The sequence below is a fragment of the Streptomyces sp. NPDC092370 genome, from assembly GCF_044755265.1.
GTDB lineage: Bacteria > Actinomycetota > Actinomycetes > Streptomycetales > Streptomycetaceae > Streptomyces.
Window position 1 is genome coordinate 268,153 of sequence record NZ_JBIVQO010000006.1, and the last position, 15,062, is coordinate 283,214.

Here is a 15,062-nt window from a genome sequence, read left to right on the forward strand (position 1 = left end):
TGAGGTGGGAGAGGCGGGGCGTCAGCCCGCCCAGGCCACCAGCCGTTCGCGGTTGCCCGGCTCCCGCAGCCGGGCGAGCGACTCCTTCTCGAGTTGGCGCACCCGCTCGCGGGTCAGACCGACGCGCCGCGCGACCTCGTTCAGGGTGCGGGTGTGCCCGTCGTGCAACCCGTAGCGCAGGCTGAGGATCATCGCCTCGCGGGGCGCGAGCGTGCCGACGGCCTCGCGGAGTTCCTCGGCGAGCGCCCGGAACTCGGCCACCTCCGGGGCCCGGAGCACCTCGGTGTCGGCGATGAGGTCGCCGACGACGGTCTCGCCCTTGTCGTCCACCGGTGTGTCCAGGCTGACGGCGTCCCGTCCGACATGGCGCAGCCAGCCGATCCGGTCCTCGGCGAGGCCGCTCTCCCGGGCCACCTCCTCGGCGGTCGGCTCCCGCTCGAGGTCGAGTCGCAGCCGCCGCTCGACCTTGGCGATCTTCTGCAGCTGCTCCACGACGTGCATCGGCAGCCGTACGGAGCGGGCGTGCGCGGCCAGGCCCCGTTCGATCGCCTGGCGGATCCACCAGGTCGCGTACGTGGAGAACTTGAAGCCCTTGGTGTGGTCGAACTTCTCCACGGCCCGGATCAGCCCGAGGTTGCCCTCCTGGATGACGTCCAGCAGGGGCAGACCGCGGTGGGCGTGCCGCTTGGCCATCGACACGACGAGCCGGAGATTGGCACGGACCATGTGGTCCTTGGCCGCCTGCCCGTCACGAAGGGCGTCCTCCAGTTCCCGGCGCCGCTTCGCCGTGAGGCCGCGTTCACCGGCGTCGGCCAGGTCCAGCTCCGCCATCGCCCGCACGCCTGTCTCCATCCGCCGGGCCAGCCGTACCTCGTCCTCCGCGGTGAGCAGGGGGGTCGCCGAGATCTGTGCGAGGTACTGGCCGAGGAGGTCCGGCTCCTCGTCGGGCTCGGGGATGCGGCTGCGCAGCCGCGCGGTGCGGGCGGGGGCGCGGCGGTCCTCCCGGACCTCGTTCGCGGGGTCTTCTGCCAGGGGGGACATCATCGGGTTCCTCACTCCCCCGCCTCGTTCGGCTCGCCCTTCCGGGTACCCGGCGGATCCGGTCCCGAACCGTGTGTCCCGGGAGTCCCGGGGGTACCCCGGGCGCTATGACCGGCATCGAACTCAGCAGCGACGCGTTCAACGACCACTCCTTCATCGCGCGCCGGTACTCCTACGAGGGACCGAACATCTCTCCGCCGCTGACCTGGAGCGGCGTACCGGACGACGCGGCCGAACTGGTCCTGCTGTGCGAGGATCCCGACGCCCCGTCGGGGACCTTCGCGCACTGGGTGGTGGTCGGCATCGACCCGCACAGCGACGGCGTCGAGGCCGGGCAGAGCCCGCCGGGCGGCACGGAACTCATCAACGGCTACGGGCAGCACGGCTGGGGTGGCCCGCATCCGCCGCCCGGTGACGACGCCCACCACTACGTCTTCCGGCTCTACGCCCTGTCCGAACCGTGCGTCCTGCCCGACGCCCCGCGCGCGGACCAGGTGCACGAGGAGGTCGAGAGGCGCCGCCTCGCGGACGCGACACTGGTGGGGCTGTACCAGCGCTGAACCCTCGCATCCTTTCCGGACGTCACAACGGATGGTTGTGGCGTGGGCGGGGCACGGTTGTTTGCCCGGCCTGCCTGCCTCTCGCTTGGATGGCTCCCGGACAACATCGGGTTGTCCGGGAGAGCGGGGAGTGCGCCGGACATGGCGGGCAGACGGTCGCTGGGGCGACGGTTCGGGTGGCTGTGGGGCGCGTACGCGGTCAGCACGGCCGGCACATGGCTCGCGTTCGACGCGTTCGCCCTGATCGCGGTCCTGGCGCTGGACACCGGACCGACGCAGGTGTCGCTGCTGGCCGCGGTGGGACCGGCGGTCGGCGCGGCGGTGTCGGTGCCGCTCGGACCGTGGGTGGAGATCCACCGCAAACGGCCGGTGATGATCGCGGCGGACCTGATCCGGTGCGTGATGCTGCTGAGCATCCCCGTGGCGTTCGCCGCCGGCCGACTGGGCTTCGGCCAGTTGCTGCTCGTGTCGGTGGCCGTGGCGGCGGCCGACATCACCTTCAACGCGGCGACCGGGGCGTTCCTCAAGGACCTGCTGCCGCGGCGGGACCTGCTCGTCGCTAACGGACGCTTGGAGGCGACGACCTGGACCGCCAGCATGGTCGGCCCGCCACTGGGAGGGGCCGCGATCGTCCTGTTCGGCCCGGTGACGACGGTGGTGGCCGACGCCGTGAGCTATCTGCTCTCGGCGATCGGCATCCGCGCCATCGGCGACACCGAGAAGCACCCGGTACGGCCGCGTCCCGCGGTATCCCGGGCCGGTGAACTGCTCGACGGCTGGCGCCACATCCTGGCCGACCCGGCCCTGCGCCCGCTGTTCTTCAACTCGCTCGTGGTGAACTCCCTGATCATGGCGGCGTCTCCGCCGCTGCTGGTCCTGATGGTCGACGACCTGCACTTCGCGCCGTGGCAGTACGCCCTCGCCTTCGCGGTGCCCTGCACCGGCGGCCTGCTCGGCTCCCGCCTGGCTCCCCGCCTCGTCGCACGCCATGGCCGGCACCGCGTCCTGCTCACCGCGGGGGTGCTCCGGGCCTGCTGGCCGATCGGCCTGGCCTTCACCGGCCCCGGAGCACCCGGCCTGGCTCTGATCATGCTGGTCGAGTTCGGCCTGATCACCTGCTGCGGCGTGTTCAACCCGGTCCTCGCCACCCACCGCCTCGACCGCACTCCCAGGGACCGGGTCACCCGCACCCTGGCCGCCTGGTCGGCCACCGGCAAGGCGGCCACCGCCGCGACGACCGCCCTGTGGGGGGTGCTGGCCGCCCGGACCGGTCCCCGGACGGCCATCGCACTGGCCGGTGCCCTGCTGCTCGCCACGCCGCTGCTGCTCCCGCGCCGGGAGCACGCCACGGGGGCCGGCGCTGAACCGGCCCCCGTGGCGGTGGAGCCGGACGGCGGCTGACCTGGCGGCGTGCGCGGGAGACGACGTCTCGCAGTGCGCCGCCGCCCCGAGCCCGGGGCCGGTTCAGACCGCTCCGGGCACGTCCTCCGTGACTCCGTTCAGCTCCGAGTCCGGATCCGTGCCGTACGGGCGGGTGAGTATCTCCATGCCGTGGCCCGCCGGGTCCAGGAAGTAGACGCCCCGGCCACCGTCGTTGCGGTTGATGCGACGGGGGTGGTTGCCGTGCGGGTCTGCCTGGATGGGGACGCGGGCCTTCACGAGGCGGGCCAGGGCCTCGTCGAACTCGTCCTCGGAGACGATGAACGCGTAGTGCTGCTGGGGGATGTCGGCGTCGATGGTGGCGAAGTCCAGCGTGACGCCGTTGTCGGTCGTCACCGGGAGGAACACCCCGGCCGGTGCGCCGACCTCCAGTCCCAGGATGTCTGCGAGGAAGTGAGCGGACTTCTCCCGGTCACGGGACAGGACGATGGTGTGATTGAACTCGACTGACACGGTTGAATGCCTCCACGGGCATCTCCGCGGCGCCTCCATGCCTCACCCTGCCGGTGACCGGCACGCGATGCCGCACGGTGGATCATAGGCAGCGGTGGCGGGGGCGTCGAACGGTTTTCGCCGTGTCGGGGGCCCTCGGGCACGTCCTCACCCGTGCGGGATGACACCGCTGATCCTGACCATCGTCAGGACCGCGCGGTTCCGCGTCTCCCCGCAGTTCTGACCGTCGGCAGGCAGCCCGCTCCGGGCACTGCGGACCCGGAAGGGCAACCTCCGGCCGCACCATCCTCACCTTCGTCCTGCGGGGGACAGACACATGAAGCGACTGATCAGCCGCACCGCCCTGGGCGTCGCCGTGACCGCGCTCGCCGTCGGCGGCCCCGCCACCACGGTCCAGGCGGCCCCGGCCGGCAGCGGCGCCCCTCACCGATGGCTACATCTGGGCCACCGACGTCAGCCTGCGCCAGCAGCCGACCACCGGGTCCCCGCGGCTCGCGGTCCGCTCGCGGTGGTGGGCGGACGCCTTCTGCCGGAAGCAGGGCCAGACCGTGCACGACTCGGCCGTCGGCACCGACAACTGGTGGACCGCCGTCATGGAGTTCTCGGGCGGCGACGTCGCCTGGGTGGACAGCCTGTACATCCGCGGCGGCGAGAGGACCGCCGGCGTTCCGGACTGCTGACGCGCCGTTCCCCCCATACGCCTGTGGCGGGCCACCGGGAATCCGGTGGCCCGCGCTCGTGGACGCCGAAGGGGCGGACCGGAGATCCGGCCGCCCCCGTTTCGCGTGTGGTGCGCGGCTCAGTACCAGCCGGTGTTCACCAGGTCGTGGCCGTCGCACGCGAGCAGGGCGCGCGAGACGCGGCCGTTGAGGTTGTTGCCCATCTGCGTGTAGGCGTAGTTGATGCCGGAGTCGACGGTCTCGGAGACCCAGCCGTCGACCCGGCCCGCGCCGTTGTTGGAACGCTGCAGCACGGCCGCGCAGCCGGGCCGGGAGTTCTCGATCCGGGCGAACGAGCCGCACTTGTCGGAGTAGAAGTACTTCAGGGCCATGCCTTCGGCGTACTGGGTGGGCCCGATCTGCCGGAAGGTGCCCGTGCAGAAGGAGGTGGTGGGGTACTGCCCCTCCATGCCGTAGGCCCCGTAGTTGCCGCCCGAGTACGGCTGGGCCTGGGCGGAGGTCGGAAGGAGCGCCATCACCGCGGCGGCGCCCCCCGCGGCCAGCAGTGTCCTGAGTGATCGGCGGCTCATGAGCCCTCTTTCGTGTGTCGGCGGTGGATCAGGGCGTGCGCGGCGACCGGCCCCCGGCCGGCCGTCGCTCGCTTGTCGTGACCGTACGGGGCGTCACCGCACCGCCGACACCTGACACTTATCAGGGTCGAATCCGCAGGTGGCCCCGCTCGGCCCGAGCCCTTGACATTCATCAGGACCACCGCCCCGCCCGGAGTCCTGTCGTGGCGCCGCGGGCCAAGGTCCGGTAGGACAAGCCGGGCGATCCGGGAAGGGCGACCATGCGCATGCTCCTGCGCGGCGCGGCGCGGCCGCGCTTGCGGCCGTCGTCGCGGTCGCGTCACTCCGGAGCTGTGCGGCGGCACAACTCGGGACGGGCAAGACCGCCGGTACTGTCCACACCTCCGCGTCCGCCGGGTCCCGCCCGGTGTCACCGCCGGCGTGATCGACCAGGAAGCGAACGAGGTCACCCTGTGCTCGGCAGGACATGGTGTCGCTGCACCAGGAGGGCAGTCGTACGGCAAGGCGTACACCGGCCTCGGCCGGCTGACCCGTTCGCTCCTCTGCATCAGCTCGCCGGACAACCGGCTGCCGAACGTCCCGGAGTGCGGCCGGCCGGCGCCGTGACGGGAACGAACGCGAGCGGTGGACGGGGCCGCGGCTCCGTCCAGCGCTCGCGTTCGTGCGGCTCAGCGCTCGTACTCGGCGAGGTAGCGCATCACCTTGTCGACGTGCGGCCGTACCCGCTCCGGCACGCCGCGCTCCTCGATGACCGTGCGGTCGCTGGTGCGGTAGCCGGCCGCGACGAGCGCGGGGAGGTCCTTCTTCGGCAGCCCGGCCTGCTTGAAGCGCTGGTCGAGCCAGCACACGTACAGACTCATGGTGGAGATCGCGTCCGGCGGCGACATGTGGTCCTTGTCACCGTCCCCGTCCCCGTCCACGGCCCAGGCGCGGAACACCGACGGTGTCCACATGGCGATGCCGTACTCCTCGCTCTCCGGGCGGGAGGCGTTCGCGTCGAAGTTGCTCTCCGCCTTGACCAGCGCGGCGAGCAGGGCGGGGGTGATCTCCTCGTCGGTGCAGCGGTGCGCCGCGCGGGCGATGACGGGGCGCAATTCCTCGGGCACGTCGGAGTCCTCGGGGATCTCGCCGGCCGGCGGGCCGGACGTCGGCGTACCGGTGACGGCTGCGGTGTCCCGGTCTTCGTCCCGCGTGCCGCCTACGCCACCCCCGAGCAGGGCCGCCCCGGCGACCGCGGCGGCGATCAGGACGACGAGTCCGGCCGTGGCTGCGGGCACCAGTCGTCTTCGGCGGCGGTGCGGGCCGCCGGTGACGGCCTGGACCCGGGCGGCGACACCTGCGGCCGTGTGCGGGAGGCGGGTGGCGTGGTCGGGGGACAGGCAGTCGGCGATCAGCCGGCGCATGTCCTCGTCGAGGCCGGCGTCGAGGCGCAGGGGCGCGGTGCCGCGGGCGTAGGTCTGGGCGGCGAGCGAGCGGGCCCGGGCCGTCGCGCCGGGGAAGGGGTGCAGTCCGCCGGTGAGCACCTGGTGGGCGAGGACGCCGAAGGCCCAGATGTCGGCGGTGGGCCGGACGACGGCGCCCTGGGCGCCGGTGCGCTGCGACCACCACTCGGGCGGCAGATGGTCGAGGGTGCCCAGCGGCGGCAAGTGGGCGTGGGTGCCGTCGAGTTCGGCGGCGAGACCGAAGTCGGCCAGCCACACCTGACCGCCGGGGCCCAGCAGGACGTTGGCGGGCTTGAGGTCGCCGTGCACCCAGCCGGCGTCGTGCATGTGGGCGAGTCCGGCGGCGACGCCGCGCAGGACGCGGTCGGCGTCCGCGATCGGCCCGCCCGTCTCCGCGGCGTCCAGTACGTCCTTGAGGCTGGCCTCGGCCCGGTCCATGACCAGCGCGATCGCGCCGTCCAGGGAGGGCAGTTCGGGTGCCTCGACGGTGCACACGGCGTGGGTGCGGACGAGGTGGGGGTGGTCGGCCTCGGCGCTGAAACGGACCTCGCGGGCCACGAGTTCCCCGAGTGTGGCGCGTTGTCCGGGGCCCAGGGCGCCGGTCGGCAGCACCTTGACCGCCGCGGGCGTGCCGTCGTCGGCCTTGCGGGCCTCGTAGACGGTGCCCCAGCCGCCGGAGCCGATGACCGGGCCCACTTCCCATCCCTCGATGCGGAACCCCTCCGGGAGGCCGGGTGGGCGGGGCGCTTCCAGATCGTCGTCCCGTTCGTCCGGCGTCGTCATGCGCCCGCCTTCTGCGGGTCGGTGAGGCGGGCGGCGCCGCGGGGCGGCAGCAGGCGGAGGTGCTCCTCGCGGACCAGGCCGAAACGCAGGGCGACGGAGGCGAGCCGGGTGCGCTTGGCGCCGGTGCGCCCGCCGTCGGCGGCGGCCGTGGCCTCCTCGCCGAGGTCCAGGCGCAGTTTGGCGAAGGCGAGGTAGTCGATGTGGTAGTTGACCGCGGAGCGGGTGAGGTCCCGGCAGGACTCCAGCGGCCGCAGCCGTTCGACGATCTGCCCGACGCCGGGCAGTGCCGAGTCGGAGGGGTCACGCAGCCGGGGTTCGCACAGGGCCACCAGGACGAGGAAGTACTTCGACGTCGGGTCCAGGGCGAAGGGGTGGACGGTCTGATCGCCGCCGCCCGGCACGGACTGCTCGCCGAGGTAGGCGTGCTGGGGCGCGAACACCTTGAACATGGCGGTGCCGGACAGAGCGGGCAGCACCACGCGGGAGAATTCGAAGGGCACGGGCGCCCCGAGCCGCCCCGGCGCGACGGTGAGGTACTCGCCGGCCCCCTCCAGGTTCTCCACCACGTACGAGACGTTGCGGCTGAAGTTGGACAGCCGCCAGTAATCCCCGGCCGCTTCCAGTTGCCCGGCCCGGCGGGAGATCCCCGGGTCGGTCAGGACGATGCGGACCCCCGCCCCGCCGCGTCCGAATTCCGCGATGTCCCCAGGCCCCAGGTGGATCAGTTCGGGACTGCCCGTCTCGTCCTCACCCCACTGGGCGGTACCGGGCAATTGCACGATGATCGTTTCCACGCGGACTCCCCCGCTGCTGTCGCCCCCGATTTGGTCGCGAGGATTGTACGGTCGGACTCCGCTTGCCGCGGAGCCGGCGGGGCCGCCTCCGCGGGCTGTTTCCGGGCGTCGCGCGACGAACACGAACTCCCGGCCCGGCCGGTCCGGTGCGTGCCGTACGCCCTCCACCACATAACCCGGCGCGACGAGTTCCGTCTCGACCTCCCGCCGCTCGCGAAAGCGCTGTGTCGAGACCGGCGTCAGGGTCCACCCGTGAGCGGCGAACGCACAGGTCCACCGGAACGTCACCAGCGGTCCGCTCACGTCGAGCAGGCCGGCCCGGACTCGACGGCGCCGGCGCCGGCTACCTCTGTCACGCCGTACGGGCCCTCGTGGTTCCACTCCTCCCAGGCGCGACGGGGCCGGTCTCCGCGTCTCGAACACCAGGCGCCCGCCGGGCCGCAGCGCCGCGCGGACCCCTCACAGGGGTCCTGTGCCAGTCCTGTGAGCCGGTATCTCCTGGGCGGCGTTGCCCGTCCTCGTCGCGAGGTCGGCGGCGAGCGGCGGCAGGGCCGCGGCATCGCCGTCGATCCACCGCAGCCGGCCGCCGCCCGGCGTGCCGCGTGCCACGTCCGAGGACGCCTCGGCGGGACCCACGCCGACGGCCTCGATGCCGGGTGCCGTCGGCAGCAACGCGACGACGCCTGTCCCGCATCCGGGATCGAGCACCTGCCGGGCCCTGTTTCCTCCCCCATGGGCATACGGGTCGAGACTGTGGCGGTCGGGGTCGAGGGCGTCCTGCGCCGCGGCCAGCCGCGGGCGCCGGAAGCACTCGTCGGTCAGGCGCCCGAGGGTACGGAGGGCGGCGCGTGCGGCCACCGGTAGCCGGTGGCCGCACCTCGTCAGCCGAGGCAGATGACGAGCAGGCAGAGGTCCTTGGACTTGGAGTCGGAGGGGGGCGTCTCGGGCTGGGTGGTCGTCGCGGGCGGGGGTGTCGAGGGGGACGTCGGCTGCTGGGCGTCCTGGTCGGACCCGGCGACCGGCGGGGTCGTCGGCTCGGTGACCGTCGAACCGGACGAACCGGAGGAACCCGCGCCGCCGGTGACGGTGTCGACGGTGTCCGGGACGGTCCTGCGCTGTGACGATGTGGTCAGCGGAAGCTCACGGGGCGCGGCGGCCGCGTCCGTGCGGGTGTCCGACGGGGTGCCGCCGAGGTCGGCCGGCCGGGACCGCTCGTGGCGCGAGGCGCGGTCGTTGTGCGGCGCGGTGGCGGGCGAGGAGCGCGCGGTGTCGTGCCGGCTCGTAGTCGGTTCGGAGTACGCGGGCGCCTCCCCCTCGGCGCCGCCCATGGTCGTGTCCTGCGGCGTCGTGGCCGCCTGCACGCCGGGCTTGGCGTTCCCGTTCATCGCGGCGACGGTGAGACCGCCTCCGACGAGCGCTACGGCCGTCGCCACCACGGCCCTGCGCTGGTTCTTCTTCCAGCGGGCCATCTGACGACGCCGGGCCGCCCGCCCCTCCGGCCTTGCTTCATAGCCCTCGGCCGTGTCGGCGTCCGGGGGGTCGCACCCCTCCGACGAGCCGGAGCCGGTGCTCTCCTGCGGGCGGGCGGGAGTCTCGTCCCACACGGTCCCGTCGTGCCAGGTGCCGGTGGCGGCCGGGGACTCCCAGGCGGCCGGTACGCCGGAGCTCATGGCGGGCACGCGGACCGGACCGGAACGGCCGCCCGCGGCGGAGGGGTCGATGTCGGGGGCGTAGGCGCCGCACCCCGGGCAGACCAAGGCGCCGTTGAGGTGCCGACGGCACGAGGAGCAGTAGTCCATGTGTGGTTTTCCCGATCTGGCTGTTCCGGCGGCTCGCCGGCCGCGGCCTGGTCACGTTCGCACGTGGGAGCGAGCCGTAACGCTAACGAGACTTTGAAAGGGTGGTGTGCAGTCTGTGTGACGCCCCTGCACAGATCCTCTGAATCTCGCGTGTGCTCTCAGTGACACGCGAGTAAGCAGAGCGACGTCCGGGAAAGCTCGGGCCTCGCGCCAAGGGCCGCCACCCCCGCATGCGCTCAATCCAACTCCCTTGAATTTCCTGCGAACTGAAGCACAACCCATGGGGCACCCCGCGGGTCACACCATGCAGGAGCAACCACCTCGAAGAGTTGCATGGGGGAAATATGCGATTCACCCGTTCCATCCTGGCCGCGTCGGCCGTGGCGGCCCTGTCCGTGGGGACCATGACCGCCCTGGCGTCGCCGGCCTCGGCCGCACCCAACACCACTCCGCAGAAGGTCTGTGGAAGTGGCTACAAGACGGTCAACTCGGCGACCGTCGGCTCGCTGGGGACCGTCTACCTGACGTACAACGCCTCCAACGGCAAGAACTGCGTCACGACCATCCGCAACAACCCGGGCACGGCCGTGGCCATGTCCGCCTGGGTCTCCGTTCCGGACACCGAGGAAAGCGACTACGACGAGGGCCTCTTCACGTCGTACGCCGGACCCACCTACGCCTACGGCAAGGGCCACTGCGTGGACTGGGGCGGCAGCATCGCCAACACGTACGTTCAGGTGTACGGCTCCAACTGCGGCTCCCTGAAGGAACACCGGGTCACCTTCACCCGCTGACCTTCCCCGGCCGGGCTCCACGGGCGACCGTGGGGCCCGGCTTCTCCGTGCCCCGCGCCTACGCCCAGGCCGTCACCGGCACGAACGAACTGTCCTGTCGGAACAGATCCGTTCCGTTGGAGCGCTCCACGCGCAACTGGTAGGCGTAGTGGCGCAGGTAGTACCCCGGGTAGTTGTACGACTCGAAGCGGACCGAGCCCGAGGACCCCCCGGCGCGGAGGATGAAGGTGGCGTCCCTGGCGAAGGTCCTCGTGCCGTCGTTCGGGTCGAACCGGGCGCGGAAGTCCCAGTGGCGCAGGTAATTGCCGGCCGCGTCCCGGAAGGAGTAGCCGCTGCCGTCGGCGAGACCGGCGACGATCGTGAAGGTGGCGGCCTGCTTCTCGGCGGTACTGCTGGAGGCGCTGACCACGGGCAGGTTGAGCAGGGATGACTGCTGCTCCCAGTAGCGGGTGGAGTAGTTGGCCGAGCGGAAGGAACGCGTGGTGTTCCGGGCCAGCGCCGGGCCGCCCGTGACCGTCTCCTTGACGACCGTGAAGTGCCGCGCCGTACCGGAGATCGCGGGCAGTGCGGCCGGGGCCGACCAGGTGGCGAAGGTGTCGTAGCTGTCGCTGTAGTAGTAGTTGCCGTCGCCGTAGCCGTCGAAGAAGATCCGCCAGCCACCGTTGTCGAGCTGCACCAGCGCCGGGCCCTCGCGGTAGCTGCCCCAGCCCGCCCAGTCGCCCGTCCGGCGGATCGTGTACGGGCCGGTGAGGTTCGAGGCGGTGGCGTACTCGATGTACTTCGTCGTCTCGTTCTTCGGGAAGGCGTGGTACGTGGAGCCGATCTTCACGATGAACGTGTCGATGTGGTTGGCGCCGATGCCGGAGAGGGCGACCGGGGAACTCCACGCCGTGAGCGCCGCGTTCGTGGCCCTCAGCAGGTACGGCGTGAAGATCCACTCGGCGTCCCTGGTGGAGCAGGACACGATCATGCTCACGCTGCCGTCGCCGTCGACGAACCACTCGGGCGCCCAGGCGCGGGAGAGATTGGCGACGGGGACGGTGTAGTCGTACAGGAACGTCCAGTTGACGCGGTCGGAGCTGCGGGCGAAGCCGATGGTCGTACTGGGGTCCTGCCATGTGTGGGTGGTGTAGGTGACGTAGTAGAAGCCGTCGGTGTGCCGGATGACGCTCGCGTCGCGGATCCGGTTCGCGGGCGGGGTGTATGCGGAGGAGCGCAGCAGCCGGAAGTCGGTGGCGTCGTCCGACTGGTAGACGTTGACCGTGCCGTCGTCGCTGTCGAGGAACGGCACGATGGTGTAGCGGGTGGCCGAGCCGCTCGGGGGCGCGGCGGCCAGGGCGCTGCCGAGCAGCCCGGGGGTTTCGCCGAGCAGGACCGCCGAGGCGGGCACGGCGGCCAGGGCACGCAGCAGCGTGCGGCGGGACGGGGCAGCGGGGTGTGGAGTCACGGGCGGCTCTCCTAGGACACGGGTTCGACATGCCGAACAAGGTTCGGCTACCCGATCAGAGGTGGGGGCTCAGAACGTAAGGGCGAAGCGGAGGGGCGTCAATGGTTTGAACAGGGGTCGATGTGCCCAGTGAGGAAGATGTGGCCCGCGGGTGAACCTCCACTCCTGCCGTCGGCATTCCACCACCGGCCACCGGACGTTACCGTTCGGTAGACAAGCCGCTTCCGGAGGTGTCCGTATGACGCTCGACCGTTGCGAAGGCCTGGCGGAGACCGCCCGTGCGCTGGCCGCCGGGGAGGTGACGTCGCGGGCGCTGGTCGAGCGGACGCTGGCGCGCATCGAGGCGACGCAGTCCGGCCTCAACGCCTTCCGGATCGTCCGGACCGAAGCCGCGCTCGCCGAGGCCGAGGCCGCCGACCGGGAGCTGGCCGCGGACCGGGACGCGGCCTCGCACAGCGCGCACAAGCCGCTGCTCGGAGTGCCCGTCGCGGTGAAGGACGACATGGACGTGGCCGGCGAACCGACCGCGTTCGGCTGCTGCGGGGAGTTCCCACCGGTCGCCGAGGACGGCGAGGCGGTGCGGCGGCTGCGCGCGGCCGGGGCCGTGATCATCGGCAAGACCAACACCTGCGAGTTCGGGCAGTGGCCCTTCACCGAGGGGCCGGCCTTCGGTGCCACCCGCAACCCCTGGAGCACGGACCACACACCGGGGGGTTCCTCGGGAGGCTCGGCCGCCGCGGTCGCCGCCGGGCTCGTGCCCGCCGCACTCGGCTCGGACGGTGCCGGCTCCGTGCGGATCCCGGCCGCCTGGACCCACCTGGTCGGCATCAAGCCCCAGCGCGGCCGTGTCTCGACCTGGCCCCGCGGCGAGTCCTTCCAGGGCATCACCGTCAACGGCACCCTGGCCCGCTCGGTCGCCGACGCGGCCCTGCTGCTGGACGCGGCGAGCGGCAACCACGAGCGGGACCCGCACCAGCCCCCGCCCCTGGACGTGTCCCGGGCCGTCGGCCGCGACCCCGGGCGGCTGCGCATCGCGCTCTCCCTCAAACCGCCCTTCACCGCGGTGCCCGCCCGGCTTCTGCCCGAGGTGCGCACCCGGGTGGTCGAACTGGCCGAGCGGCTGGCGGCGCTGGGCCACATCGTCGAGGAGGCGGACCCGCCGTACGGGCAGATCGGGCTGACCTTCGTGCCGCGCGCCACGGCCGGTATCGCCGAACGTGTGGGCGAGGCGCCCTTCCCGGCCCTGCTGGACCGGCGCACCCGGGACGCGGCGAGGCTGGGCCGGCTGCTCGGCGGGGCCCCGCTGCGGGCGGCCCGGCGTGCGGAGGCCGTGTTGCACCAGCGGATCGGCGCCTTCTTCACCTCGTACGACGTGGTCCTCGCGCCCACGACCGCCGCTCCCCCGCCCCGGATCGGCGCCCTGCTCGAACTCAGCGGGTTCGCCACCGACCGGGCGATGATCGCGGCCTGCCCGTACGCTTGGCCGTGGAACGTGCTGGGCTGGCCCGGCGTCAGCGTGCCCGCCGGTTTCACACCGGACGGCCTGCCGGTCGGCGCGCAGTTGCTGGGCCCGGCCAACAGTGAGCCCCTGCTCGTACAGGTGGCCGCCCAACTGGAGGCGGAGCTGCGCTGGGCCGAGAAGTGGCCGTCACCCCCGCTCACGGCGCGTTCCGCTGCCGCCTGAGCGACGGTAAGGCGGCGCCGACGGCATGGCGGACCTGTTCGCCAAGGCGCTCACCATGGGCGGCACGGGGCTGGGCCTCGCCCGCCGGCCGCTCGCCTCGACGGGCCGGACCGGGCAGGCACCGCAGGACACCTCCGCCCCCAGCGGGGCAGGCCCAGAAGGTGCCGACGGACGACAGGTGCCCCGTCGGGCGTGATCACGGGGGCGGCCTCTAGGGTGCCCCCGTGACCGCGTACACCGATGAGAACGTCCCGGGCCGTCACGGCCCCTCCGCCACCGTCCAGGCCGACCCGCGCCAGGTGGGCGGGGTGCAAACGGAGTACTCCCCCGCGCACGACGGCGACCCGGACCCCGGGGAGATCGTCTGGACGTGGGTGCCCTACGAGGAGAACGACGGCCGCGGCAAGGACCGTCCGGTACTCGTGGTCGCCCGCGAGCCGGGCGGTACGTTCCTGGCCGTGCAGTTGTCCAGCAAGCGGCACGACGGCGACCGGGAGTGGGTGCCGATCGGCGGCGGGCCGTGGGACCGGACGGGCCGGGACTCGTGGGTCGACGTGGACCGGGTGCTGCGTCTGCACGAGGACGGCATGCGCCGGGAGGCCTGCGCCTTGGACCGCATGCGCTTCAACCTGGTCAGGCGCCGCCTCCAGGAGCGCTACGGCTGGAGCTGAACGCCTGCTCGAAGGCTCCCAGGACCACACGGTCCCGCGTCCGGTCCAGGATCCCGAACACCACATGCTCGAAAGCCCGCGCGAACCGGCCGCCGGGCCCCAGCAGCGCCCGGAACGCCTGCGCCACCTGCGCGGGGTCGTTGCGGAACACCCCGCAGCCCCAGGCGCCCAGGACGAGCCCGCGGTACCTGTGGGCGGCGGCCGTCTCCAGCACGCGTTCGGCGCGCACCGCGAGGGCCCGCGGCAGTTCGGCGGCCCGTTCGGGCGCCGTGCGCAGCACCACCCCCGCGTTGGGCGCGGGAGAGGTCAGGAAGCCGGCGGTGTACGGCTCGGCCAGCAGTGCGCCCCGGTCGTCACGGAAGACGGGCACGGCCGGTGAGTGAATGACACGGTCCGTGTAGAACGGGTCGCGGTGGGCCCGGTGGTGGTCGTAGAAGGCGCGGGCCTCGAGCAGGCAGGTGTACAGCGCGGAGGCCCGGCACAGGGCCTCCTCCTGCGCTTGGGCGCCGTTCAGGTAGCCGCCGCCCGGATTGCGGGCGGAGGCGAAGTTCAGCACGGCCACGTGACCGCCGAGCCGACGGGCCGCCTCCAGGCTGCTCTCGCCCGTGACCTCGACGAGCGTCTCCCCCGCCCCGGTCACCCGATCGGCGGCCACCGGCACCGGCTCCGGCCCGTACAGGCGGGTTCCCTCGCGCGCCGCCCGCAGTTCCGCGGCGATCGACACCTCGCGCCCGTCCGGCGCCCGGTAGGCCCCGGCCGCGACGATCTGTTCCGTCTGCTGCGCGATACCGCGCAGGCGTGCGCTCACGGCGTGACCCCCGTACGCGCCGTGACCGCGCGCCGCGCGGCCCTTCTTGTCGTGCTCACGCAGGCATGGTGGGCGATGTGCGATCTCCGGTGCAACG

Annotated in this window: 16 protein-coding genes and 1 pseudogene; 8 read left to right on the forward strand and 9 right to left on the reverse strand. The window is 72.7% G+C overall.

Annotated elements, in window-relative coordinates; genetic code table 11:
* Positions 1 to 21: 21 nt before the first annotated feature.
* A complete protein-coding gene (locus ACIQHQ_RS20425; protein WP_402613486.1) occupies positions 22 to 1,041 on the reverse strand; it encodes an RNA polymerase sigma factor RpoD/SigA in 1,020 nt (339 codons plus the stop codon).
* A gap of 107 nt (positions 1,042 to 1,148) precedes the next feature.
* Here ACIQHQ_RS20425 and ACIQHQ_RS20430 point away from each other — a divergent pair, with 107 nt between their 5' ends.
* The gene (locus ACIQHQ_RS20430; protein ID WP_402613299.1) at positions 1,149 to 1,601 is read left to right on the forward strand and encodes a YbhB/YbcL family Raf kinase inhibitor-like protein; all 453 of its coding nucleotides are present in this window, start codon (positions 1,149 to 1,151) and stop codon (positions 1,599 to 1,601) included.
* A gap of 141 nt (positions 1,602 to 1,742) precedes the next feature.
* The gene (locus tag ACIQHQ_RS20435; protein WP_402613300.1) at positions 1,743 to 3,002 is read left to right on the forward strand and encodes an MFS transporter; all 1,260 of its coding nucleotides are present in this window, start codon (positions 1,743 to 1,745) and stop codon (positions 3,000 to 3,002) included.
* A 63-nt stretch (positions 3,003 to 3,065) separates the two neighbouring features.
* On the opposite strand, the gene ACIQHQ_RS20440 is transcribed toward ACIQHQ_RS20435, so the two are convergent.
* A complete protein-coding gene (locus ACIQHQ_RS20440; protein ID WP_402613301.1) occupies positions 3,066 to 3,494 on the reverse strand; it encodes a VOC family protein in 429 nt (142 codons plus the stop codon).
* A 548-nt stretch (positions 3,495 to 4,042) separates the two neighbouring features.
* On the opposite strand from ACIQHQ_RS20440, the gene ACIQHQ_RS20445 reads away from it, so the two are divergent.
* Positions 4,043 to 4,174 carry a hypothetical protein gene (locus tag ACIQHQ_RS20445; protein ID WP_402613302.1) on the forward strand — a complete coding sequence of 44 codons (132 nt, stop codon included), beginning with the start codon at positions 4,043 to 4,045 and terminating at the stop codon, positions 4,172 to 4,174.
* Between the two features lie 119 nt (positions 4,175 to 4,293).
* Here the strand turns inward: ACIQHQ_RS20445 and ACIQHQ_RS20450 are convergent, their stop codons facing one another.
* Positions 4,294 to 4,743: a hypothetical protein gene (locus ACIQHQ_RS20450; protein ID WP_402613303.1), complete on the reverse strand. Its 450-nt coding sequence runs from the start codon at positions 4,741 to 4,743 to the stop codon at positions 4,294 to 4,296.
* 420 nt (positions 4,744 to 5,163) lie between these two features.
* Here ACIQHQ_RS20450 and ACIQHQ_RS20455 point away from each other — a divergent pair, with 420 nt between their 5' ends.
* Entirely contained in the window at positions 5,164 to 5,349 is a 186-nt protein-coding gene (locus ACIQHQ_RS20455; protein WP_402613304.1) for a hypothetical protein, read from the forward strand.
* A gap of 62 nt (positions 5,350 to 5,411) precedes the next feature.
* On the opposite strand, the gene ACIQHQ_RS20460 is transcribed toward ACIQHQ_RS20455, so the two are convergent.
* The 4 genes and pseudogenes from ACIQHQ_RS20460 to ACIQHQ_RS20475 form a co-directional block, all read right to left on the reverse strand.
* Entirely contained in the window at positions 5,412 to 6,968 is a 1,557-nt protein-coding gene (locus ACIQHQ_RS20460) for a protein kinase (protein ID WP_402613305.1), read from the reverse strand.
* Positions 6,965 to 7,762: a serine/threonine protein kinase gene (locus ACIQHQ_RS20465; RefSeq protein WP_402613488.1), complete on the reverse strand. Its 798-nt coding sequence runs from the start codon at positions 7,760 to 7,762 to the stop codon at positions 6,965 to 6,967. The genes ACIQHQ_RS20460 and ACIQHQ_RS20465 overlap by 4 nt, the downstream gene beginning before the upstream one ends.
* Before the next feature lie 102 nt (positions 7,763 to 7,864).
* Positions 7,865 to 8,584: pseudogene (locus ACIQHQ_RS20470) on the reverse strand (SAM-dependent methyltransferase); the annotation flags it as partial.
* A 59-nt stretch (positions 8,585 to 8,643) separates the two neighbouring features.
* A complete protein-coding gene (locus ACIQHQ_RS20475) occupies positions 8,644 to 9,561 on the reverse strand; it encodes a hypothetical protein (RefSeq protein WP_402613306.1) in 918 nt (305 codons plus the stop codon).
* A gap of 344 nt (positions 9,562 to 9,905) precedes the next feature.
* Here ACIQHQ_RS20475 and ACIQHQ_RS20480 point away from each other — a divergent pair, with 344 nt between their 5' ends.
* Positions 9,906 to 10,355, forward strand: coding sequence for a spore-associated protein (locus tag ACIQHQ_RS20480; RefSeq protein WP_402613307.1), 450 nt, complete (start codon positions 9,906 to 9,908; stop codon positions 10,353 to 10,355).
* 58 nt (positions 10,356 to 10,413) lie between these two features.
* On the opposite strand, the gene ACIQHQ_RS20485 is transcribed toward ACIQHQ_RS20480, so the two are convergent.
* A complete protein-coding gene (locus ACIQHQ_RS20485) occupies positions 10,414 to 11,802 on the reverse strand; it encodes a glycoside hydrolase family 43 protein (RefSeq protein WP_402613308.1) in 1,389 nt (462 codons plus the stop codon).
* Between the two features lie 238 nt (positions 11,803 to 12,040).
* On the opposite strand from ACIQHQ_RS20485, the gene ACIQHQ_RS20490 reads away from it, so the two are divergent.
* Genes ACIQHQ_RS20490 through ACIQHQ_RS20500 form a run of 3 tightly spaced genes read left to right on the forward strand, consistent with a single transcriptional unit; the run spans position 12,041 to position 14,157 of the window.
* Positions 12,041 to 13,486 (forward strand): amidase, encoded by a 1,446-nt coding sequence (locus ACIQHQ_RS20490; RefSeq protein ID WP_402613309.1) that lies wholly within the window; start codon positions 12,041 to 12,043, stop codon positions 13,484 to 13,486.
* Positions 13,487 to 13,511: 25 nt separating this feature from the next.
* Positions 13,512 to 13,682: a hypothetical protein gene (locus tag ACIQHQ_RS20495; RefSeq protein WP_402613310.1), complete on the forward strand. Its 171-nt coding sequence runs from the start codon at positions 13,512 to 13,514 to the stop codon at positions 13,680 to 13,682.
* Positions 13,683 to 13,710: 28 nt separating this feature from the next.
* On the forward strand, positions 13,711 to 14,157 hold the full coding sequence (locus tag ACIQHQ_RS20500) for a type II toxin-antitoxin system PemK/MazF family toxin (RefSeq protein ID WP_402613311.1): 447 nt from the start codon (positions 13,711 to 13,713) through the stop codon (positions 14,155 to 14,157).
* Here ACIQHQ_RS20500 and ACIQHQ_RS20505 read toward each other — a convergent pair.
* Positions 14,120 to 14,965: a TIGR02452 family protein gene (locus ACIQHQ_RS20505; RefSeq protein ID WP_402613312.1), complete on the reverse strand. Its 846-nt coding sequence runs from the start codon at positions 14,963 to 14,965 to the stop codon at positions 14,120 to 14,122. The genes ACIQHQ_RS20500 and ACIQHQ_RS20505 overlap by 38 nt on opposite strands.
* Positions 14,966 to 15,062 lie beyond the last annotated feature (97 nt).